The sequence below is a fragment of the Stenotrophomonas sp. 610A2 genome (genome assembly GCF_030549615.1).
GTDB classification, from domain to species: Bacteria; Pseudomonadota; Gammaproteobacteria; order Xanthomonadales; family Xanthomonadaceae; genus Stenotrophomonas; species Stenotrophomonas pigmentata.
Genome location: NZ_CP130832.1, coordinates 2,668,601 through 2,688,926, shown reverse-complemented (window position 1 = coordinate 2,688,926; position 20,326 = coordinate 2,668,601). Strand labels below are relative to the sequence as shown.

Here is a 20,326-nt window from a genome sequence, read left to right as displayed (position 1 = left end):
TCGAACAGGGGCGCGGATGACGCGCAGACCTCCATTGTCCCCTTGTTCGCGGCAATACGCACCGTAGGCGACTGATCTGGATCAAATCCAGCGAAAAGAATGCACCCGTAGTGCCATGCTCGGCAGGGGGCGTTACCAGCAAAGCATCTGTAGTGCCGAGCCACGCTCGGCAAGGGGCTTCACCGGCAATGCAGATAATGCAGTTGTAGTGCCGAGCCATGCTCGGCAAGGGGCTCTACCGGGAAAGCTTCTGCCGAGCGTGGCTCGGCACTACATCCAGAAGCTTCCCCTCACCCCAACCCCTCTCCCGCAAGCGGGAGAGGGGCTCTAGGTATCCAGCATTTCTGCGGCTCAGATCGCCTTGGCCAGCTGCGCCGCCAGACCGGCATACCCACCCGGGGTCAGCTCGCGCAGGCGCTGCTTGGCATCGGCCGGCAGTTCCAGGGTCTCGATGAACTCGCGCATCGAATCGACGGTGATGCCGTGACCGCGGGTCAGCGCCTTGAGCTGCTCATACGGGTTCGGCAGGCCGTGGCGGCGCATCACCGTCTGCACGGCCTCGGCCAGCACTTCCCAGGCGGCGTCCAAATCGGCGTCCAGGCGCTCCGGGTTCACGGTCAGCTTGCCCAGGCCCTTGGCCAGCGACTCCAGGCCGACCTGACTGTGGCCGAAGGCGGTGCCGACGGCGCGCAGTACGGTGGAGTCGGTCAGGTCGCGCTGCCAGCGGCTGATCGGCAGCTTGGCACTGAAGTGCTCGAACAGGGCATTCGCGATACCGAAGTTGCCTTCGGCATTCTCGAAGTCGATCGGGTTGACCTTGTGCGGCATGGTCGAGGAGCCGACTTCGCCTTCCTTGAGCTTCTGCTTGAAGTAGCCCAGCGAGATATAGCCCCAGATGTCGCGGGCCAGGTCGATCAGGATGGTGTTGGCGCGGCGCGCGGCGTCACCGATCTCGGCGACGTTGTCGTGCGGCTCGATCTGGGTGGTGTAGGGGTTGAATACCAGGCCCAGGGAGGTGACGAAACGCTCGGCGAAGGCCGGCCAGTCGATGTTCGGGTAAGACACGACATGGGCGTTGTAGTTGCCGACGGCGCCGTTGATCTTGCCGGTCAGCTCGACCGCGCCGATCTGGCGGATCTGCCGTTCCAGGCGGGCGACGACGTTGGCCAGTTCCTTGCCCAGGGTGGTTGGCGAGGCGGTCTGGCCGTGGGTGCGCGACAGCATCGGCTGTTCGGCCTGGGCGTGGGCCAGCTGGCGCAGCGAGGCGGCGATGCCGCTGTAACCGGGCAGGATCACCTTGTCGCGGGCTTCAGCCAGCATCAGGCCGTAGGACAGGTTGTTGATGTCCTCGCTGGTGCAGGCGAAATGCACGAATTCCAGTGCCGGTGCCAGCTCGGCGTCGTCCTTGAGCTGCTCCTTGATGAAGTACTCCACGGCCTTGACGTCGTGGTTGGTGGTGCGCTCGATCTCCTTGACGCGGGCAGCGTTCTCGACCGAGAAGCCATCGGCCAGCGCGCGCAGCTTGGCCTTGCCGGCCGCCGAGAAGTCGGCCAGCTCGGTGATGCCCGGTTCGGCGCCCAGCGCCAGCAGCCATTCGATCTCGACCTTGACGCGGGCCTTGATCAGGCCGTACTCGGAGAAGATCGGACGCAGGGCGTCGACCTTGCCGGCATAACGGCCATCAAGCGGGGACAGGGCGAGCAGGGCGGCTTCTTGGCGGGACGTATCCGTCATGGCGGCAGGCGTTGGGCAGTAGCGGGGGCGCATATTCTACGCTGCCGGGGCAACGACCGCTGGCGGGCCATTGAATCCCGTCGGCCGCAGGTGCCATCGCCGCACATGACGGGTATGGTGTGCGCAGCCGCCAGCCCGGGAAGTCTGCCCATTGCCAGCCGCAGCAGCTTCCTTTTACCCCAACGAAGATGTGCGGAGTTGATGATGAGCAAGGTTTCCAAGAGTGGTTTCCGGACCGAACACGACAGCATGGGCGAACTGCAGGTGCCCGCCGAGGCCCTGTGGGGCGCGCAGACGCAGCGTGCAGTCGAGAATTTCCCGATTTCCGGGCAGCGCATGCCGCGCGCCTTCATCCGGGCGCTGGGCCTGATCAAGGGCGCCGCGGCCGAGGTCAACACCGGGCTGGGGCTGCTGCCCAAGGGCGTTGGCAAGGCGATCCAGTCGGCGGCGACCGAGGTGGCCATCGGCGCGCATGACAGCCAGTTCCCGATCGATGTCTACCAGACCGGCTCCGGCACCTCGTCCAACATGAATGCCAACGAGGTCATCGCCACGCTTGCCAACCATGGCGGCAAGGCCGGCAAGACCGCGGTGCACCCCAACGATCACGTCAACCTGGGGCAGAGCTCCAATGACGTGATCCCGACCGCCATCCGCGTCTCGGCCCAGCTCGAGGTGGTGGAATCGCTGCTGCCGGCGCTGAAGCACCTGCGCAAGACCATCGACAAGCGCGCCCGCACGCTGGGCAAGATCGTCAAGACCGGCCGCACCCATCTGATGGATGCGATGCCGCTGACCTTCGCCCAGGAATTCGGTGCCTGGTCGGCACAGCTGGCCTCGGCCGAAGGACGCATCGAGGATGCCTTGAAGCGCCTGCGCCGTTTGCCGTTGGGCGGTACCGCGATCGGTACCGGCATCAACGCCGATCCGCGCTTTGGCGGCAAGGTGGCACGGGCGCTGTCGCTCAGCACCGGGGTCAAGTTCGAGAGTGCGGCCAACAAGTTTGAAGGGCTGGCTGCGCAGGATGACGCGGTGGAACTGTCAGGCCAGCTCAATGCGCTGGCGGTGGCCTTGATCAAGATCGCCAATGACCTGCGCTGGATGAACTCCGGTCCGCTGGCGGGTCTGGGTGAGCTGGAACTGCCCGCCTTGCAGCCGGGCAGCTCGATCATGCCGGGCAAGGTCAATCCGGTGATTCCGGAGGCAACCGTGATGGTGGCTGCGCAGGTGATTGGCCACCATGCGGCGATCACCGTGGCCGGGCAGACCGGCAACTTCCAGTTGAACGTGGCGCTACCGCTGATCGCGGCCAACCTGCTGGATTCGATCCAGCTGCTGTCCAACGTGATGACGTTGCTGGCCGACAAGGTGTTCGTGGGCCTGGTGGTCAAGCAGGAGCGGGTGCGTGAAGCCTTGGCCCGCAATCCCATCCTGGTGACGGCGCTGAACCCGATCATCGGTTATGAGAAGGCGGCGGCGATTGCCAAGCGTGCCTACAAGGAGCAGCGGCCGGTGCTGGAAGTGGCGCTGGAGGACAGTGGTTTGTCCGAGGCCGAGCTGAAGCGCCTGCTGGACCCGGCGGCATTGACCCTGGGCGGCATCCACGACCATTGAGTCGCGTAGCGCCGACCCATGGTCGGCGTTGCGGCTTGAGCCCCTCTCGCGTGTACGGGAGAGGGATTGGGGTGAGGGCAGCGTTCGCCGGTAAGGCCTCTGCCGAGCATGGCTCGGCACTACATGGCGTTAATCGCGTTGCCCGGGGTGCGGCTGGCTCAGCGCACGGCGCGCAGGTTGGCCAGGGCTTCGTCGTACTTCTCGAACTCGGGAATGTGCTTGGCCAGGTCCGGCGGGAACGGCGACTGACCTTCCGGAAGCTGCAGCGGCAACGTGCGCTCCTGCGCCGCTGCCGGATCGGCGTCCACCAAGGTGTTCTGGCGCAGGATCTGCAGCTTGACGAAGCTGGTCTGCAGCATTGCCTGCTGCTCGGCATTCAAGGGAATGACGATGTCATCCACGCGCAGGCGGCCGTCCGGCAGGATGTCCAGGTTGGGGTAGGGCGCGCGGCGGATGGCGATGCGCTCCAGGGTGACTTCGGTCTTGGGCTTGCTGCGCTCGCTGCGGTGCTCGGCGTACTTCTCACGATCACAGCCGGTCGCGAGGGTGGCGAAGGCAACGAGGATCAGCAACAGCAGTCTTTTCATGGCAGTGGGGCAACAACGACGGGGGCGGTCATTCTACCGCCCCCGCCAGAGTGCAGGTCAGGCCCCCGGATCAGGGGAGCTGGACATTGCCATTGCCATTGCGGCAATCGTCGATATCGCTCTGGTCCATCTTTGCGTACGGCTTGAACTCGGGCACCGCCGCAGCCAGTTGCTGCTGGGTGGCCATCAGTGCAGGCAGCTGGTCGCAGATCTTGGCGGCGCTGGCCTTGATCTTGTCCGCCTCGGCATTGATGCGTGCTTCGATCTGCTCGGAGTTGCCAGAGAAGATGCCCTTGATCGCTTCGCCCGCAGCCTGCGCACCGAGGTTGGCCCCCTGCACGCCGATGTCGATGCCAGCCTCGGCGATGCCGATCACCTGCGTGCGGTAGCGCAGGGTAATCGCGCGTTGGCTGTCGTTGAGCGGGATGGAGGTACTGTTGATCAGCAGGTCGCCGGTCGGAGTGACCTCGACCTTGGCGCCATCGGAGCCGATGCTGATGTTGCCCTCCGCCATTTCCTTGCGGGCCTTGTCGGTTGCTTCGCGGACCTTGGCACCAATGGTGCTGTCGGTCGCCGGTGCGTTGGTTGCCGGCTTTTCACCACAGGCGGCCAGCGGGATGGCCAATGCAAGAGCAAGCAGGGGTGCGTTGAGGATCTTCATGGTCTGCGTTCCGTTGCGATAAGAAGGAATTAGCGTTTTTTCGGCAGGTCGATGCTGCCGGTGATGTCGGAGTGGTTCACCGAGCCGCTGCCGAGGCTATCGACCTTGAGGCTGGCGGCGCCACGGACGTCGAGGTCGCCCGAGCCCAGTGAGCCCAACTGCACGGCGCCGCGGCTATCGCGAATGTCGACGTCACCGGAGCCGATGCTTTCGATGCTTACGGCACCCTGTACACCGCGCAGCTCGACGTCGCCGGAACCGACAGTGCCAACCCGGGCGTCGCCGCGGACGCCGTCGATCCTGGCGTCGCCGGAGCCCACCGAAAGCACGTGAAGCGAGCCGATGTTGTGGAACTCGACATCGCCTGAGCCCACTGCCGCCGTTGCCAGGCCCTTGATATCACGCGCACTGACATCGCCAGAACCCACGTCGGCGCTCATGCTCTTGGCACCGACCAGAGAGGCATCACCGGAACCGACCTTGAGCTGTACCAGGATGTCGTCCGGCAGGCTGCCGGTCAGGTCCAGATAGGCGTAGGTGTTGCCCATGTTGATGTTCAGCCCCTGGTTCCGGCGTTCCAGCGTCACCACCAGCTTGTCGCCAACCTTGCGCTGGCTCAGCGTGAGCTGGTCCAGCAGTTCCTGGCTGGAAGCGCAGCCACGTCCGCTGATGGCCGCTCTCGCTCCTGGGCTGGCCTGCAGGCGCAGGTCATGGCTGTTCACCTCGAACATCACGGTCTTGCTGCTGCCCAGGTCGAGGTTCAGCGACTGCGGTGCGGTAAACGCGCAGGGCTGGCTGGCGATGGCTGCGCCCGGCGCAGCCAGCAATGCGGCCAATACAAACGTCTTGTGCATGAACATTCTCCTGATCAGAACTCAGATGTCGTCGCGACGGCGGCGCAGGTAGATAGCGGCGACGATCAGAACGATACCGACCGCGGCGCCGATCCAGATATCCGGGTTCGACAATACCTGACCCAGGCTGTGATGCTGCAGCAGCCACTGAACCAGGTCGGCCGGGGTCTGCAGGTTTTCACCGCTGATGTTGGTGTCGGTCAGGCCACGCGGCAGCCAGGATGACGGGAACACGCTGAGCAGGCCGCGGTAGGCGACGGTGTACCAGATCCAGCCCAGTGGCAGCTTCACGCCCGGCATGGCGCCGAGGATGCTGATCATGGTGCAGGCCAGCAGCGGCAGCAGCACTGCCCACAGGAACGGCTTGGTACGTACCAGCGCCGAGCAGAACATCAACCAACCAACGGTAGGCAGTGCCCAGAGCAGGCTGATCGGCAAGGTGCTCAGGACCAGGCCAAGGATGCGGAACGGGTGCGAATGGGTGGCGATTGCCCAGGGGCTGGTGGCGCCGGCACCGGCCGCACCCAACATGGCAACCACCCACAACACCAGACCGACAGCCAGGCCGATCGCCATTGCGATCAGCGGTGCCAGCACCAGCGCCCACAATGCCTTGGACAGCACGGTCTGGGTGTCGGATACCGGCAGCGACTTCCAGAACAACACGCTGCGGTCGCGGCGGTCATCGTAGAGACTGCCCAGCGCGTAGAAGAACACGACGAAGGCAAGTATCAGCGAGGCCAGGAAGATGCCTGCCAGCAGCAGACCATCGCCGAACGCGCCCATTACCTTCAGGTACTCGCTGATATCCCCCATGTGGTTGATGCCATCGGATTTGCGCGCGGCGAACGCACCAATCAGGGCGCCAATGGTGGCGAACAGGATGGCAATGCCACCGGTGATGACCTGGGCCCAGACGAAGCCGCCCCGGTTTTCCCAGTACTCACGCTTGAGCAGCCATTTGAACTTGCCGAGCGGGGAGATGTGATGAGCGGCGTTCATGCGTAGGTTCCCTTCATGGTGGCCACGAACAGGTCGGCCAGGCCGGGGGTGCGGATCTCGCCCATGGCGGCGAGTTGGTTACGGTCAACGCCGTCGAACAGCAGCACGGTTTTGCCGAACGGTAGTGCGCGCTCTTCGATCGGCGCCAGGGCGCGTGCGGCCTGCAGCGCGTCGGCGGAAGCCAGCAGCTCGGTGTAGCGACCAGCCAGGGCTTCCATGTCCGACGACAGCACGATCCTGCCATCGCGGATGAACAGCACGTCGGTAAGGATGTGCTCGACTTCTTCCACCTGGTGGGTGGTGATGATGATGGTCTTCTGTTCGTCGAAGTAATCCTCCAGCAGGCGCTGGTAGAACTCCTTGCGGTACATGATGTCCAGGCCCAGGGTGGGCTCATCCAGCACCAGGATCCTGGCGTCGATCGCCATCACCAGCGCCAGGTGCAGCTGCACGACCATGCCCTTGGACATCTCACGCACGCGCTGCTTCGGATTGAGCTTGGTATTGGCCAGGAAGCGCTCGCAGCGGGCGCGGTCAAAACGCGGGTGCACGCCGGCGACGAAATCGATGGCCTCCTTGACCCGCAACCAGCGCGGCAGCACTGCCACGTCGGCAATGAAGCAGACATCGTTCATCAGATCGTCGCGCTGGCTGCGCGGGTCCATGCCCAGCACCTGCAGGTCGCCGTCAAACGAGGTCAGGCCGAGTACGGCCTTGAGCGCCGTGGTCTTGCCGGCACCGTTGGGGCCGATCAGACCGACGATGCGGCCTGGTTCAATGGTGAAACTAGTGTTGTCCAGCGCTGGCTTCTGCTTGTAAGCCTTGCGCAGGCCCTTGGCGGAAACGACGGCTTCGACGGCGGCGTTCATAGGTTGGTCCCCGGTGGCAGCAAATCTTTCATGGTCAGGCCCAGGCGCTGGATGCGCTCCAGCACGGCCGGCCATTCGTCATTGAGAAAACGATCGCGCTCGTTGCCGCGCAGTTTCTGTGCGGCCTCCTCGGTCATGAACATACCAAGGCCACGGCGCTTCTCGACCAGGTTCTCGTCGGCCAACTCCTGGTAGGCGCGCGAGACGGTGATCGGGTTCAATTGGTACTCGGCCGCCACCTGGCGTACCGAGGGCAGGGCATCGCCCGGCTTCAGGATTCCGTCCAGCATCATCGCAATCACGCGATCCTTCAGCTGGCGGTAAATGGGAGCGCCATCGCTCCACTGGATATCGCTCATGGGTCAGCTCCGCGAATTCAGCTGTGCGAAAGAAAAATAAGGCATCGAAAGGCTGGTCCGCATGCGCCGGGCCGGTCGTTTCGCTTTGGGGCTTTCGTCGGCATCCTGTCCATCACCGACCGCCTGGGCTGCATAATCCTTGGCATCGGCAAGTCCGTTGCCGAGGGAGGTTGAGCAGCCCAGCAACAACAAGGTGCCTGTGACCATCAGTGCGTGGAGAGCGTGTCTGCCGTGCTTGGTGTTCATGAGGGCTCCCTGTGTAGGGTGGCTGGTGTTGTATGCAACTATAACACCGACACGCCGACATGCAACCGATTCTGACCAAACTAATGGCCTATGCCGTTCCAAACTTGCTTGTCGTGTTCAGGAGAATCCAGTGAACATTCGTAATTTATTGATTTCAATTGCTTTTGTGGCTGCCTCGGGCGGCGCCTTGGATGCGGTGGCGGGTCCTTTGCTGGACCGCAACTTCCGTTCGCTGGCCGGAAAAGACGAGATAAACCTGAATCGCGCATATGGCGGCAAGGTGCTGCTGGTGGTCAACACCGCCTCCAAATGCGGATTCACCCCGCAATACGAGGGCCTGGAGGCATTGCAGCAGGAACTGTCGCCGCGCGGTTTTGCTGTATTGGGCTTCCCGTCCAACGATTTCAAAGGCCAGGAGCCGGGCAGCGAGGAGCAGATCCAGGAGTTCTGCACGCTTACATACGGGGTGAAATTCCCGATGTTCCAGAAAGTCCATGTAATCGGCCCGGAAACGACGCCGCTGTACCAGGACCTGACCCGTATCAGCGGCGTGGCGCCGGCATGGAACTTTCACAAATATCTGATATCACGCGATGGGCGGGTGCTGGCACAGTTCCCGAGCCGGGTGAAGCCGGATGATCCCGAGCTGCGTGCGGCAATCGACCGCGCGCTGGCCGCACCAGCACCACGGCGCTGATGCGCCTCGACATCTGCGGCGTGCATGCGACAATGTCGCCCCTCGCGCCGCCGGTGGCGTTTGTTCACTTCCAGGAATGCAGCGAATGAAGATGGGAAAGCGTGGCGCGGTTGCGTCGCTTCTGATTTTGGCGATGGCGGCCCCCGGGGTCGTTTTTTCGCAACAACCTGCCGCTGCGGCGGCGACCAAGGAGAAGTCTGTTTTGACCTCGGATCGTGAAAAGATTGGCTACGCCATCGGTATCGACGTGGCCAGCTCGTTTGAGCCGGTTGCCTCGGAAGTAGACGTGGCTGCTTTGCGCCGCGCTGTCGAGAACGCCTTTGCCGGCAACCCGCCGCTGCTGTCGCAGGAAGAAGCACAGAAGACCGACCAGGCGCTGCGCACCGTGATGATGGCCCGTTCGGGTCAGCAGGTTCCGGGCATGGCTCCGGGCAGCGCACCGCCGTCGGTTGACCGCGAGAAGGTTGGCCTGATGCTGGGCAGCTTTGCCGTTGGTCCGTCGCTGGCGCGCATCCAGAAGGATATCGATCTGGATTCGGTGTTCCAGGCGATCAGCACCGTGTTCTCCAAGGGCACCCCGCTGATGACCCACGAGCAGGCGCAGGGCGTGCTGCAGGCATTCAGCGCCACCAAGGAAGCTGAAATGAAGGCTGAGGCTGGCAAGGCCGCCCAGGCCAACCGTGAAGCGGGCAATGCCTTCCTCGCCAAGAACAAGACCCAGCCGGGCGTGGTGACCACCGCTTCGGGCCTGCAGTACCAGGTGCTTCGCGCCGGCAGCGGCGAGCGCCCGATGGCTACCAGCCGCGTGCGCGTCAACTACGAAGGCAAGCTGCTCAGCGGCGAAGTGTTCGATAGCAGCTACCAGCGCGGTCAGCCGGTTGATTTCGGCCTGGACCAGGTCATCAAGGGTTGGACCGAAGGCGTCGCATTGATGCCGGTTGGCTCCAAGTACCGCTTCTGGATTCCGGGCGAGCTGGCTTACGGCGAGAACGGCACCCAGGGTGGTCCGATCGGCCCGAACGCAACCTTGACCTTCGACGTCGAGTTGCTGGGCGTGATGCCGTAAGGCTGGCCACGGAGCAGGCGCAACCATGCGTGTAGCTATTTTCGGCACCGGCTATGTAGGTCTCGTCACCGGGACCTGCCTGGCGGAAGTAGGACACGACGTGGTCTGCGTCGACATCGACCAGGCCAAGGTCCAGGGCTTGGAGCGGGGCATCATCCCGATCTACGAGCCTGGCCTGGAACCGATGGTGAAAGCCAATCACGCCTCCGGGCGGCTGGCTTTCACCACCGACGCCGCGCAGGCCATTGGCCACGGTGAAGTGGTTTTCATCGCGGTTGGCACGCCGCCCGATGAAGACGGCAGCGCCGACCTGCAGTACGTGTTGGCGGTCGCCCGCACCATCGGCCGCCATCTGGCGCGGCCGACGGTGGTGGTGAACAAATCGACGGTGCCGGTTGGCACCGCGGACAAGGTTCGTGCTGCCATTGCCGAAGAGCTGGCAGCACGAGGCCAGGAGATCGCGTTCGACGTCGTCTCCAATCCCGAATTCCTGAAGGAAGGCGATGCGGTCGCAGACTGCATGCGCCCGGATCGCATCGTCATTGGTGCCAGCAGTGCGCAGGCGGTTGCGGTATTGCGCCGCTTGTATGCGCCGTTCAATCGCAACCGCGACCGCGTCGTGGAAATGGACGTGCGTTCGGCCGAGCTGACCAAGTACGCCGCCAATGCGATGTTGGCGACCAAGATCAGTTTCATGAATGAAATCGCCAATATCGCCGAGCGCGTAGGCGCCGATATCGAGCAGGTGCGCCAGGGCATCGGTTCTGATCCACGTATTGGCTGGCATTTCATTTATCCAGGCGCAGGCTACGGCGGCTCCTGTTTCCCCAAGGACGTGCAGGCGCTGGCGCGCACGGCCGCACAGCACGGCCATCAGCCGCAGCTGCTCAACGCGGTTGAAGCGGTGAATGCCGCGCAGAAGGGTCATCTCTTCGAGCTGATCCAACGTCATTACGACCGCGGCGAAGACGAGGGCGTGCGCGGCAAGACCTTCGCTGTGTGGGGTTTGGCATTCAAGCCGAATACCGACGATATGCGCGAGGCACCGAGCCGACGCGTATTGGCCCAGCTGTGGGAGGCCGGAGCAAAGGTGCAGGTGTTCGATCCGGAGGCCATGGAAGAAGCACGCCGTATTTTTGGCGAGCGAGATGACCTGGTTTTCTGCGATTCCGCATTTGCCGCACTACATGACGCAGACGCTCTGGTGGTAGTCACCGAGTGGAAGCAGTTCCGCAGCCCCGATTTCACGCGTATGCGCGAAGCGCTCGGCGATGCGGTGGTATTTGATGGCCGTAACCTCTACGACCCGGCAGAAATAGAAGCCGCAGGCCTGGCGTATTACGGCATTGGTCGAGGACGTTCCGTACATGCATGAATCAACACCTGAGCAGCGCGAGCAGGCGCTGGAAGCACGCTTGGTTGAGCTGGAGATGCGCGTCTCTTTCCAGGAGCATGCCCTGGCGGAGATGAGCGAAGCATTGGCTGATGCCCGGATGCAGGGCTCACGCAATGCAGATCTCCTGCGCCACCTTCTTGATGACCTGGGCAAGGTGCGCACGGCGTTGTATGCCGATGCCGCCGACGAACCACCGCCCCCGCACTACTGATATTCCCTATGAGTGACAATATTCGCGACCAGCTGCTCGGGCTGGGTTTCAAGCCTGCTCCCAAGCCGGAGCGCAAGCCGGAAGTGCGCCGGGACGGCCGTCCGCAGGGCAAGCCGGGCCAAGGCCGACCGCAGCAGGCAGGCAACAAGCCTGCCCATGCTGGCAAGCCGGGGCAGGGCCGGCCGCAGTCCGGTCCACGCAAGCCGCGCTCGCAGGAAGACATCGACCTGGCCAAGGCCTATGCGATCCGTGCGCAGAAGGAAAAGGACGAGCGTATCCAGGCCGAGCAGGCCAAACAGGAAGAAGCACGCCTGCGCCGTGAAGCGCGCGCCAAGCTCGACGAGCTGATCAAGGACAAGGGTTTGAATGACCCGAACGCCGACATCGCCCGTCACTTCCCCTATGGCGGCAAGATCAAGCGTGTCTACGTCAATGCCGAACAGCTCAAGGCGCTCAATGCAGGTGAGTTGGGCGTGCTGCAGCAGAACGGTCGCTACCTGTTGGTGACCGCCGAAGTACTGGCGCAGGCCGAGCAGGTGTTTGCCCAGTCCGTGGCGCTGAAGGTCGACCCGAACGCGCCGGCCGATGCGGATCCCTACGCGGATCCGCAGTACCAGGTGCCGGATGATCTGGTCTGGTAAGCGATTCGATATGATGCAGACAACGGGCGCCAGCGGCGCCCGTTTTCTTGAGGGGAATGCAATGCAGGGACATCCGAAGCAGGAAGGCTATTACCCCCACGTTGACGGCCTGCGTGCCATTGCCGTGCTCGCGGTCATCTTCTACCACCTCAATCCGAGCTGGTTGCCGGGCGGTTTTACCGGCGTGGATGTCTTCTTCGTGATCTCCGGCTATGTGGTCAGTGCCTCTGTGGCGCGCTCTTCCAGCTTCGGTGGCTGGAAGGGAGTGCTGGGTTTCTATGCGCGGCGCATGCGCCGGATCATGCCGGCGCTGGTCGTGTGCCTGCTGGTCACCGGCCTGCTGAGCACCTTGTTCATTCCCGAGTCCTGGCTCAGCGAAACCAGTGGCAAGACCGGGCGCATGGCCTTTGTGGGGCTGAGCAACTGGGTATTGGCCGGCACGGACAACGATTACTTCTCGCCACGTAGTGAGTTCAATCCTTACACCCATACCTGGTCACTCGGCGTGGAGGAACAGTTCTATCTGCTGTTCCCCCTGTTGTTCATGGCTTGGTCCAAAGGCGGCCGGGGCCGGGGCTTGTCGATGCTGTTGTTTGGCCTTGCCACGGCTGGTTCGCTGCTGTTTGCGATCAGCCGCGCGCTGCAGGGCGGGCAGGAGATCGCGTCCTTCTACCAGACCACCACGCGGTTCTGGCAGTTGGGCGCGGGTGTACTGCTGTTCCAGATGCTCGACATGCGTAGGCATGTGACCGCAGAGTCGCGCCTGACGACGGGGCCTTGGTCCATGCTGTTGCAGTTGGGCAGTGCCAGCATGCTGGCTTATGGGTTGTGGGCTGCGCGTCCCGGCCACTCGCCGTGGATCGATGGTTTATGGCCGGTGCTGGGCACGCTGGGTTTGCTGGCGTTGCTGCATCGCTCCGCTGCCAGCTGGGTCGGCAGCGGTCTGTCGGCGCAACCGATGCTGCTGATAGGGCGGATGTCATATTCGCTTTATCTATGGCATTGGCCGGTATTCGTGCTGTTCCGTTGGACGGTTGGCTTGGACTCGTTGCTCACCGGGGCACTGGCTTTGGTTTGCACCGCGGTGTTGGCTTGGCTGTCATGGCGCTGGGTCGAGCAGCCGCTGCGCTTTGGCAGACGCTGGCGTGGCTCGGACCTGCGTTGGGTGGCAACCGGCGTAGTGTTGGTGTTGCTGGGTATGGCCGCGCAGAAACAGTTGGAACGCGCTGCCAAGCATATTTCCCTGAGCACGGTCAGTCGCCATCCGCTGGACTGGTACCCATATGCGAAGAGCTTGAAGAAGGAATTCCCTGATTGCGAACTGGTGGTGTCGCGCGTGTCGATCACGGATGGTCACGTGCAGCAGTTCGAGCGTGGCAAGTGCGCTGCTGGGAAAGGCGCTGAGTGGCGTCTGTTCGTGGCGGGTGACTCGCATGCATTGGCATATGGCGAAATGCTCCGCCGCGTGGTTCTACTCGACGGTGGGCAGGCCCGCCTGTACGCAAGTACAGGCTGTGCGCTGGTCGGATTGCAAGGTCGGCAACAAGCCGATCCGGGCTGCGATGCCTACGTACACAACACGCTGGCTGATGTTACCGCCCAGGCGCGTGCCGGCGATGTGCTGTTCCTGCCCGGTCTGCGGGTGCCAAGGCTGGTTGAGCAATATGGCCTGTTCGATCAACAGCAGGCGTATGCATCGGTACTGAGTGAGGCATCAGCCGCGCAACGTGCTGCCGACGTGCAGGCTGCGATCGTCGAGCTGAAACCACTGGCGGATCGCGGCGTGCGGATCGTGCTGGAAGCGCCGAAGCCGGTGCTGGCTGCCCCGCCGTTCCGCTGCTCGGATGCGTTCAACCGCAGCAATCCAATCTGTGTGAATGGCATGGCGGTTGCGCGTGAGCGAATGGAAGCACTGCGGGCACCCGCATTGACCAGCTTGCAGCAGGTGGCGCAGGCGCTGTCTGGCGCAAGTGTCTGGGACCCGTTGCCGGTACTGTGCCCAGGGACGACCTGCCAGCCAGAGCAAGCGGGGAGGCCGCTCTATTTCGACGGTGACCATTTGAGCGGTTACGGCAATCGCGTGTTGCTGCCCTCATTCCGCAGCCATCAGGCGGCGGAAATACGTTGAGTCGGACGTGTTCTGCGTGCGATAGGGAGGCTGGGATCGCTGCCTTGGCCCGGAATCGAGGCTGAAGGTTCGGTGTGTTCCTCGACCTGGTGCGATCGCGCAGCGTGCACGCGGCGCGAGGTTGTGTGATCGCGGATCAGTTGCCCGAGCTCAACGCGGTGCTGCAACGTAACGGGCACTGGCATTGCCGCGTAAACCCGTACCGGGTTCGGGATTGAGTGACAGGCGCATCTGGATGGCGCGGTCTTCGCCGTCGCCGTGCCAGGTGTAGGTGTGGACCGTCCAGCCCCTTTCGTCGATCGAGGTGAGTTCCGCTTTCGAGGTGTAGCCTGCAGGGGCCATCCGACCAAGGTCACCGAACTCTTTGGCGAGCCCCTTGGAATCGCCGCTGAAGATGGTTGTCCGGCAGGTTCCATCATCGGCCCAGGAGAAGCCGTAAGGGACGCCTTCGTGGCTGACATACCAGGCTTTGCCGGGTTTGTGGCCGAGGAACTCGCTTGCCTCCGCACCCTGCACGCGGTCTGCGCGGTTGCTCATCACCTCGGCAAAGGTATCGGGCTTGTCGAGCAGATCGAGGCAGACGCCGGCGAACATGCCGATCGGCGCGATCGAGTTGTCGCTGGCGTGGGCAGTACTGCTTGCAAGCAGAGGTATCGCCGACAGCAAGGTGTACAGGCTGGAACCGTATTTCATGACAGAGCCCCCTGTGCCGTGAGATGGCGCAGTTATAGCAGGGGTTTGGCCTGCCTGCAGGATTCAGCGGATGCGCCGGGCCTGGCGCGAAGGCGGTAGCCAGTACCAGGCGATCAGGGTGCCGAGCAGGGCGAAACAGCCGCCGACCATGAAGGCGACCTTGCCGTCGCCGAACTGCCAGAGCTGTCCAGCGATCAGCGCGCCGAGCACACCGCCGAGCCCAGACGAAAAGCCATAGAACAGGCCCTGGCCGTGGCCATTGAGGTTGCCCGGAAAGTAGCGCGCCAGCAGCTGCATGGCCGAGGCGAAGAAGGCGGCGAAGCCCAGGCAATGGGTGGTCTGTGCTACCAGCATCACCGGCAGGTTCTCCGGCCACAGCGCCGTAACCCACCAGCGCAACACCGCGCTGCCCATCGAGATGATCAACAGCCAGCTGGCATCCCAGCGACGGAAGAAGCGCGCGATCAGGAAGAACACCGCCACTTCGAACACCACGCCGATGGTCCACATCAGCCCGAGCACCGAGGTGCTGTAGCCGTGCTGGTCCATGTAGAGCGAGAAGAAGGTGTAGTAAGGACCGAACGACAGCTGCTCGAGAAAGGCGGCAATGAAGAAGGCCAGGACCGGCTTCTGCCGCACGATGCTCCAGAAGCCTGCACCGTGCTGGCTGCGCGCACCGATATCGCGCGCATAACGGTTGAGGAAGGCCGAGCCGGTCAACAGCGCGAACAGCGGCAGCATCAGCCACGGCAGTTTGCCCGCGCCATGCTTTTCGATCAGCCAGCCGAACAGGGTGACCACGATGATGAAGCCCAGCGAGCCCCAGACCCGGATCATGCCGTAGCGATGGCTGTCCGCGCCCAGGTGGGTGATGGTGATCGATTCGAACTGCGGCATCACCGCGTTGTAGAAGAAACAGAACGCGATCATTACCGCGTACAGCGTCCAGGGCGGCGCGGGCACCAGGAAACCGGCAAAGCAGGCGATGGTCAGTATGCAGCCCACGCGCAGCCAGCGGATCGGGTGTGGCGAGACCGCCGCCAGCGAGGTCCAGGTGCTGGGAGCGATCACCCGCGTGGCGTACCACAGACTCATCATCACGCTGATGGCGGTGACGGTCATGCCGCGCGACTGCAGGTACAGGCTCCAATACGGCGTAAACGCGCCCAGCGCGGCGTAGTAGAAGAAATAGAAGCTCGACAGGCGTGCGGTCGGCACGGTCTGCGCTGGCAGGGCAACGGACGTCATGGCAAGGCGCTGGACGCGCTGGGTAGGCAAGGGGGGCGGCATGTGCCGCGATGCCTATTGTGCCTTTTGCGGGCTTGGGATTGTAGGAGCGGCGTGAGCCGCGAAGCTGGTGTTGTTGGAGTGCTTGAGGTCCTTGCCAGCTGGCAATGCGCTTGCTTCGCGGCTTACGCCGCCCCCACAAAATCGATGCAGGTCTGTGCGTCCTGCAGGTAGCCCGGGTTGGCGCAGTGCATCCGGGAGACAGGTTGGATATCCGTATGTAGGAGCGGCGTCAGCCGCGAAGCTGGCGCTGCTGCAGTTCTCGAGATACATGCCAGCTGACACATCATTTGCTTCGCGGCTTACGCCGCTCCTACAAAAGGCGGGCTTCGGTGCTGCTTGAGTCGCTTCGCCGGTCTATGCCCGTGTGCGCAGATCAGGGCTTGGCCTTGGCGTTCCACTCGGCGACCTGCGCCTTCGTCTCGGCCAGCATGGCGTCCAGCGCGGCGCGGTCGTAGACCTTGCCGCGCATCACCACGGTGTTGATCGCGCGGGTGGCCGCGATGTCCTGCAGCGGGTTGCGCTCCAGCAACACAAGGTCGGCAGCCTTGCCTTCAGCGACTGCGCCGTAGCGGTCGAGCTTGCCGAACCACGCCGGGCCAGCACGGGTAGCCGACTGCAGCGCCTGGACCGGCGTCAGCCCTTCGCGTACATACAGTGCGAGCTCGTTATGCAGGCCGATTCCCGGGAAGTTATAGGAGTTCAGGAAGCCCGCATCGGTGCCCGCCATGATGCGCACGCCTGCCTCCTGCAGCATCGGCAGCACCGCGGCGACCTCGGCGTAATGCGCATGGCGGGCTTCGATCTGCGTGGGGGTAGCCTTGGCTGCACGTTCAACGCGCCAGGTGTAGGTGTCGCGCAGCCCCGGACCGATATAAGCCAGATAGGGGTCGTTGTCGCGCGGTTCGACATCCAGGAAGTCGATGATGCGGCCGCCGTCCAAGGTGGGGGTCACTGCGACGCCGAGCTCAGCGAAACGGCGATAGGCTGCCATCGCCGTGGCGCGGTCGAAGCCGGTGCGCAGCCTGCGATTGGCTTCAGCACGGTCGATTTTGCCGGCGCCGAAATCAGCGGCGATCGCGGCTTCGTCCTTCACGCCAGCCTTGTAGGCGTAATCCAGATGCTCGATCGAGCTCATGCCGGCCTCGATGGCCTGGCCCACGGTCAATGCCATCGGCACGTGACCGGAGCTGCGCAGGCCGCGTGCCTTGGCCTGGCTGACTGCGTACAGGAACAACTCCGGCTTCAGCGTGCTGTCGGTGATCTTGACGAAGTCGACCTTGTCGCGTTGTTCGCGGTCCAGGGCTGCATCGACGCCAGCCTCGTCGCCCGCTTCGATCGTGCCTTTCCAGACCGGCGCCAGGCCTTCGATCTTGGCACCGGAGGTGAACAGCTGCGGCCCGAACAACTGGCCATTGGCGATCTGCCCGCGCCACGACAACACCTGCTCGGCCAGATCACCGGATGCATCACGTACGGTGGTGATGCCATGTGCAACGTAAAGCGGCAGCAGGGCCTTGTTCTCGTCAATCAGCGCGGGACCGCCGCCGAAGTGGACGTGCATGTCCCACAGCCCGGGAATGAGATACCGACCGTGGCCGTCGATGGCGGTGTTCGCGTGCCATTGCGTTCCGATGTGTGCATCGTCACCGACGGCGACGATGTTGCCGCCGCGGATGGCCACGGCCTGGTCAGCTATCGCGCGGCCGTGTTCGACATCGATCACGGTTGCATGGCGGATCACCACGTCTGCTTGGGATTGGGCTGCGATCGCAGGGGAGATGGTTGCTGCGAGGGTGGTCAACAGCAGGCCGAGCGTGGTCTTCATCGGTGGTTCCAGTGGTAGGCGGTTGCCGGGTAGTGCGAGTTCGTGGAGTGCTTCAACGAGCACCTGCTGCGCGCAGCAGCTGTTCAATAACGGTTTGCCGGCGTTGGCGTGCATGTGCCAGGGGCGTCACACCCTGCTCATCGGCAAGATTGACGTCCGCACCGGCGGCAATGAGCAATTGGGTGATCTGCGCGTAGCGTTGGCTGCCGTCACCAAGGATGACGGTCTCCAGCAGCGCGGTCCAACCAAGGTTGTTGATGTGGTCGACGTCAACGCCGGCCTCTATCAGCAGCTGCACCGTGCTGACATGGCCGCGTTCGGCAGCGGGTATCAACGCGGTGCCGCCGTAACGGTTGGTACTGCGCAGGTCGGCGCCGTGCGCCAGGGTCATCTGCAGGATCTCGGTCTGCCCGCTGGCGCCGGCGTAGAGATAGGGGCTGTCCTGCATGCGGTCCTTGGCGTTGACATCAGCGCCAGCGGCGATCAATACGCGTGCGGCTTCGGCCTGCCGCGCACGGATGGCGAGCAGCAAGGGCGTGCGTCCATTGGCATCGCGGCTGTCGATGCCGCTGCCCTGGCTGAGCAACAAGGCGATGCGCTGGCTGTCGCCGGCTTCAGCCGCTTGTTGCAGATGCTCCGCGTTGACCGTGCTGGTGCCGACGCCGCTGGAAGTGAGCAGCACGGCAGCCAATGCCGGGGCGGCGATCCAGTTCTCTACGCTCATTGCCTGCCTCTGTCCGGGTTGCTGTGTGCCTGCAGCGGGGAAGGGCGTTTGCCCAAACCTGCAGGCGATGCTACAAGTGCGGCGAGCCATCGTGAAATTAAATGTCGTGGTCGAGTCCAGTTCAAAAACAAATAGGGCTTACTTCGAGCTGGATCTGCTGCGGGCACTGGTGATGGTGGCCGATTGCGGCAGTTTCACTGCCGCCGCGGCGCGCCTGCATTCCACCCAGTCCACCATCAGCCAGAAAGTGCGGCGACTGGAGGACCTTGCCGGGCATCGCCTGCTGGATCGCGGGGTGCGCGATGTGCGGCCGACGGACATCGGTGAGACCGTACTGGGTTACGCCCGACGGATGTTGTCGCTCAACGAGCAGCTGGCAGAAGCCTTGTCGGGCGATGGTGCCGCGGTGGTGATAAGGCTGGGCGTGCCGGAAGATTTCGCTGCAGGACGTACCACGCCGGTGTTGGCTGAGTTCACCAGGGCCTATCCGCGGGTGAAGCTGGAGGTCAGCAGCGGCTTGAGTCGTGCCTTGGCCGAGGGTTACGACCGCGGCGAGCTCGACCTGATCCTGGTCAAGCAACGGCGTGGCAGCCGCGAGGGCGTGGCGTGCTGGCCGGAGCCGATGTGCTGGGTGGACAGTGCCAGCAGTCCCTCGTTCGGGACGGAGCCAGTGCAGTTGGTGGCGTTTCCACCGCGCGGCATGTACCGCGAGGACATGATTGACGCGATTGAAAGCCTGGGGCGGCGGTGGCGCATCAGCTTCACCAGCTCCAGTCTTGGTGGCATCCAATCGGCGGTTGCCGACGGTTTGGGCATCAGCCTGTTGCCGGCGCGCGCGATGACAGCCGGACATGTGGTGCTGGGTGTGGAGACCGGCTTGCCGCGGATCGACAGCGTCGAGCTGGCGGTCCTCCACCGTCCTTCAGCGGATCCTGAAGCCAAGGCCTTGGCCGCGTTGTTGATCCAGATGCTTGAGCAGGAAATGGGCTGAGGTCGGCGGCAGCGCAACGCCAACCGGGTCAGAACAGGTCTTCGACCGGTGTGTCCAGCAGCTCTTTGGCGCCATGGGTGAAACGGCGCAGGCTGGAAATGCCCAGGTCGCGGATCAGCGAATGGGTGGTGTGCGGCAGGGCGGCGTCATAGATGTCCTGCGGTGCCACGTTCTTGCCATGTACGCCGGGCAGCAGATCGATGCCGGCGGCGGCATAGCAGTGTTGCACCATCGCCGAGCAGTACAGCGCGCCTTCCTTGGACAGCAGGTTGGTGCGGCGGCGCAGGCGGGTGCTGTGCATCGCGAACAAGGTGCCGACCAGTTCGCTCAGCGAGTAACTGGACAGTCCTGAGAGCAGGTCCAAGGCGGCGATCTGTACCTTGTGGGTCTGTGCGGCATCCAGGCCGAAGTCGAGGATTGCCAGGTTCGGGAAGGCTTCGTCGTCGAAATAGCGATCTGCGCGGTTTTCCTGTGCACCGAGGCGAAGTTGGCGATTACGCAGGTCCAGGTCCGACTCCAACACCCACCAATGACCATCCAACCGTTGTTCACTGAACAGGAAGGCGTGCGACCACAGGCTGCGGTGACCGTCGCGGGTCAAGGGCGCCTGCGCTTTGCGGATTGCCTTTCCCACCCAGTCATCCGTGCCGCACAGGCCAATGCGGCCGGGTGCGGCGTGCTTGCGGATCAGCTCTGCATTGCGGCTATGCATGGGGTTCGGGCTTGGAGGACTGCGGG

General features: G+C 63.6%; 21 protein-coding genes. 8 read left to right on the top strand and 13 right to left on the bottom strand.

Annotated elements, in window-relative coordinates; translation table 11 throughout:
* Positions 1-351 precede the first annotated feature (351 nt).
* On the bottom strand, positions 352-1,734 hold the full coding sequence (purB, locus tag Q5Z11_RS12035) for an adenylosuccinate lyase (RefSeq protein WP_303746644.1): 1,383 nt from the start codon (positions 1,732-1,734) through the stop codon (positions 352-354).
* A gap of 204 nt (positions 1,735-1,938) precedes the next feature.
* Between purB and Q5Z11_RS12030 the strand changes: the two genes are divergently transcribed.
* The gene (locus tag Q5Z11_RS12030; RefSeq protein ID WP_303746643.1) at positions 1,939-3,348 is read left to right on the top strand and encodes a class II fumarate hydratase; all 1,410 of its coding nucleotides are present in this window, start codon (positions 1,939-1,941) and stop codon (positions 3,346-3,348) included.
* A 158-nt stretch (positions 3,349-3,506) separates the two neighbouring features.
* Here Q5Z11_RS12030 and Q5Z11_RS12025 read toward each other — a convergent pair whose 3' ends face one another.
* The 7 genes from Q5Z11_RS12025 to Q5Z11_RS11995 form a co-directional block, all read right to left on the bottom strand.
* Positions 3,507-3,935: a hypothetical protein gene (locus Q5Z11_RS12025; RefSeq protein WP_303746642.1), complete on the bottom strand. Its 429-nt coding sequence runs from the start codon at positions 3,933-3,935 to the stop codon at positions 3,507-3,509.
* 70 nt (positions 3,936-4,005) lie between these two features.
* On the bottom strand, positions 4,006-4,596 hold the full coding sequence (locus tag Q5Z11_RS12020) for a DUF2884 family protein (RefSeq protein ID WP_303746641.1): 591 nt from the start codon (positions 4,594-4,596) through the stop codon (positions 4,006-4,008).
* A gap of 29 nt (positions 4,597-4,625) precedes the next feature.
* Positions 4,626-5,450: a DUF4097 family beta strand repeat-containing protein gene (locus tag Q5Z11_RS12015; protein ID WP_303746640.1), complete on the bottom strand. Its 825-nt coding sequence runs from the start codon at positions 5,448-5,450 to the stop codon at positions 4,626-4,628.
* A 21-nt stretch (positions 5,451-5,471) separates the two neighbouring features.
* The gene (locus tag Q5Z11_RS12010; RefSeq protein WP_303746639.1) at positions 5,472-6,452 is read right to left on the bottom strand and encodes an ABC transporter permease; all 981 of its coding nucleotides are present in this window, start codon (positions 6,450-6,452) and stop codon (positions 5,472-5,474) included.
* Positions 6,449-7,321: an ABC transporter ATP-binding protein gene (locus Q5Z11_RS12005; RefSeq protein ID WP_303746638.1), complete on the bottom strand. Its 873-nt coding sequence runs from the start codon at positions 7,319-7,321 to the stop codon at positions 6,449-6,451. The genes Q5Z11_RS12010 and Q5Z11_RS12005 overlap by 4 nt, the downstream gene beginning before the upstream one ends.
* Positions 7,318-7,680 (bottom strand): GntR family transcriptional regulator, encoded by a 363-nt coding sequence (locus tag Q5Z11_RS12000; protein ID WP_303746637.1) that lies wholly within the window; start codon positions 7,678-7,680, stop codon positions 7,318-7,320. Before Q5Z11_RS12000 ends, Q5Z11_RS12005 begins: the two co-directional genes overlap by 4 nt.
* 3 nt (positions 7,681-7,683) lie before the next feature.
* On the bottom strand, positions 7,684-7,926 hold the full coding sequence (locus tag Q5Z11_RS11995; protein ID WP_303746636.1) for a hypothetical protein: 243 nt from the start codon (positions 7,924-7,926) through the stop codon (positions 7,684-7,686).
* Positions 7,927-8,074: 148 nt separating this feature from the next.
* Between Q5Z11_RS11995 and Q5Z11_RS11990 the strand changes: the two genes are divergently transcribed.
* The 6 genes from Q5Z11_RS11990 (at position 8,075) to Q5Z11_RS11965 (ending at position 14,065) form a co-directional block, all read left to right on the top strand.
* Positions 8,075-8,623, top strand: a complete 549-nt coding sequence (locus Q5Z11_RS11990) for a glutathione peroxidase (protein WP_303750022.1) — start codon at positions 8,075-8,077, stop codon at positions 8,621-8,623.
* A gap of 85 nt (positions 8,624-8,708) precedes the next feature.
* On the top strand, positions 8,709-9,689 hold the full coding sequence (locus tag Q5Z11_RS11985; protein ID WP_303746635.1) for an FKBP-type peptidyl-prolyl cis-trans isomerase N-terminal domain-containing protein: 981 nt from the start codon (positions 8,709-8,711) through the stop codon (positions 9,687-9,689).
* 25 nt (positions 9,690-9,714) lie between these two features.
* Positions 9,715-11,064: a UDP-glucose dehydrogenase family protein gene (locus Q5Z11_RS11980; protein WP_303746634.1), complete on the top strand. Its 1,350-nt coding sequence runs from the start codon at positions 9,715-9,717 to the stop codon at positions 11,062-11,064.
* Complete coding sequence (locus tag Q5Z11_RS11975) at positions 11,057-11,296, top strand: SlyX family protein (RefSeq protein WP_303746633.1); 240 nt, start codon at positions 11,057-11,059, stop codon at positions 11,294-11,296. The genes Q5Z11_RS11980 and Q5Z11_RS11975 overlap by 8 nt, the downstream gene beginning before the upstream one ends.
* Positions 11,297-11,304: 8 nt before the next feature.
* A complete protein-coding gene (locus tag Q5Z11_RS11970; RefSeq protein WP_303746632.1) occupies positions 11,305-11,937 on the top strand; it encodes a DUF2058 domain-containing protein in 633 nt (210 codons plus the stop codon).
* Between the two features lie 61 nt (positions 11,938-11,998).
* On the top strand, positions 11,999-14,065 hold the full coding sequence (locus Q5Z11_RS11965) for an acyltransferase family protein (RefSeq protein ID WP_303746631.1): 2,067 nt from the start codon (positions 11,999-12,001) through the stop codon (positions 14,063-14,065).
* A gap of 150 nt (positions 14,066-14,215) precedes the next feature.
* Here Q5Z11_RS11965 and Q5Z11_RS11960 read toward each other — a convergent pair whose 3' ends face one another.
* The 4 genes from Q5Z11_RS11960 to Q5Z11_RS11945 form a co-directional block, all read right to left on the bottom strand.
* Positions 14,216-14,758, bottom strand: coding sequence for an NMCC_0638 family (lipo)protein (locus Q5Z11_RS11960; RefSeq protein WP_303746630.1), 543 nt, complete (start codon positions 14,756-14,758; stop codon positions 14,216-14,218).
* A 63-nt stretch (positions 14,759-14,821) separates the two neighbouring features.
* Positions 14,822-16,006, bottom strand: coding sequence for an MFS transporter (locus tag Q5Z11_RS11955; protein WP_303746629.1), 1,185 nt, complete (start codon positions 16,004-16,006; stop codon positions 14,822-14,824).
* 415 nt (positions 16,007-16,421) lie between these two features.
* The gene (locus Q5Z11_RS11950) at positions 16,422-17,873 is read right to left on the bottom strand and encodes an amidohydrolase family protein (protein WP_303746628.1); all 1,452 of its coding nucleotides are present in this window, start codon (positions 17,871-17,873) and stop codon (positions 16,422-16,424) included.
* A gap of 52 nt (positions 17,874-17,925) precedes the next feature.
* Positions 17,926-18,597 (bottom strand): ankyrin repeat domain-containing protein, encoded by a 672-nt coding sequence (locus Q5Z11_RS11945; RefSeq protein ID WP_303746627.1) that lies wholly within the window; start codon positions 18,595-18,597, stop codon positions 17,926-17,928.
* Positions 18,598-18,688: 91 nt separating this feature from the next.
* On the opposite strand from Q5Z11_RS11945, the gene Q5Z11_RS11940 reads away from it, so the two are divergent.
* Positions 18,689-19,588: a LysR substrate-binding domain-containing protein gene (locus Q5Z11_RS11940; protein WP_303746626.1), complete on the top strand. Its 900-nt coding sequence runs from the start codon at positions 18,689-18,691 to the stop codon at positions 19,586-19,588.
* Between the two features lie 28 nt (positions 19,589-19,616).
* On the opposite strand, the gene Q5Z11_RS11935 is transcribed toward Q5Z11_RS11940, so the two are convergent.
* Positions 19,617-20,300 carry a hypothetical protein gene (locus tag Q5Z11_RS11935; RefSeq protein ID WP_303746625.1) on the bottom strand — a complete coding sequence of 228 codons (684 nt, stop codon included), beginning with the start codon at positions 20,298-20,300 and terminating at the stop codon, positions 19,617-19,619.
* Positions 20,301-20,326: the final 26 nt, after the last annotated feature.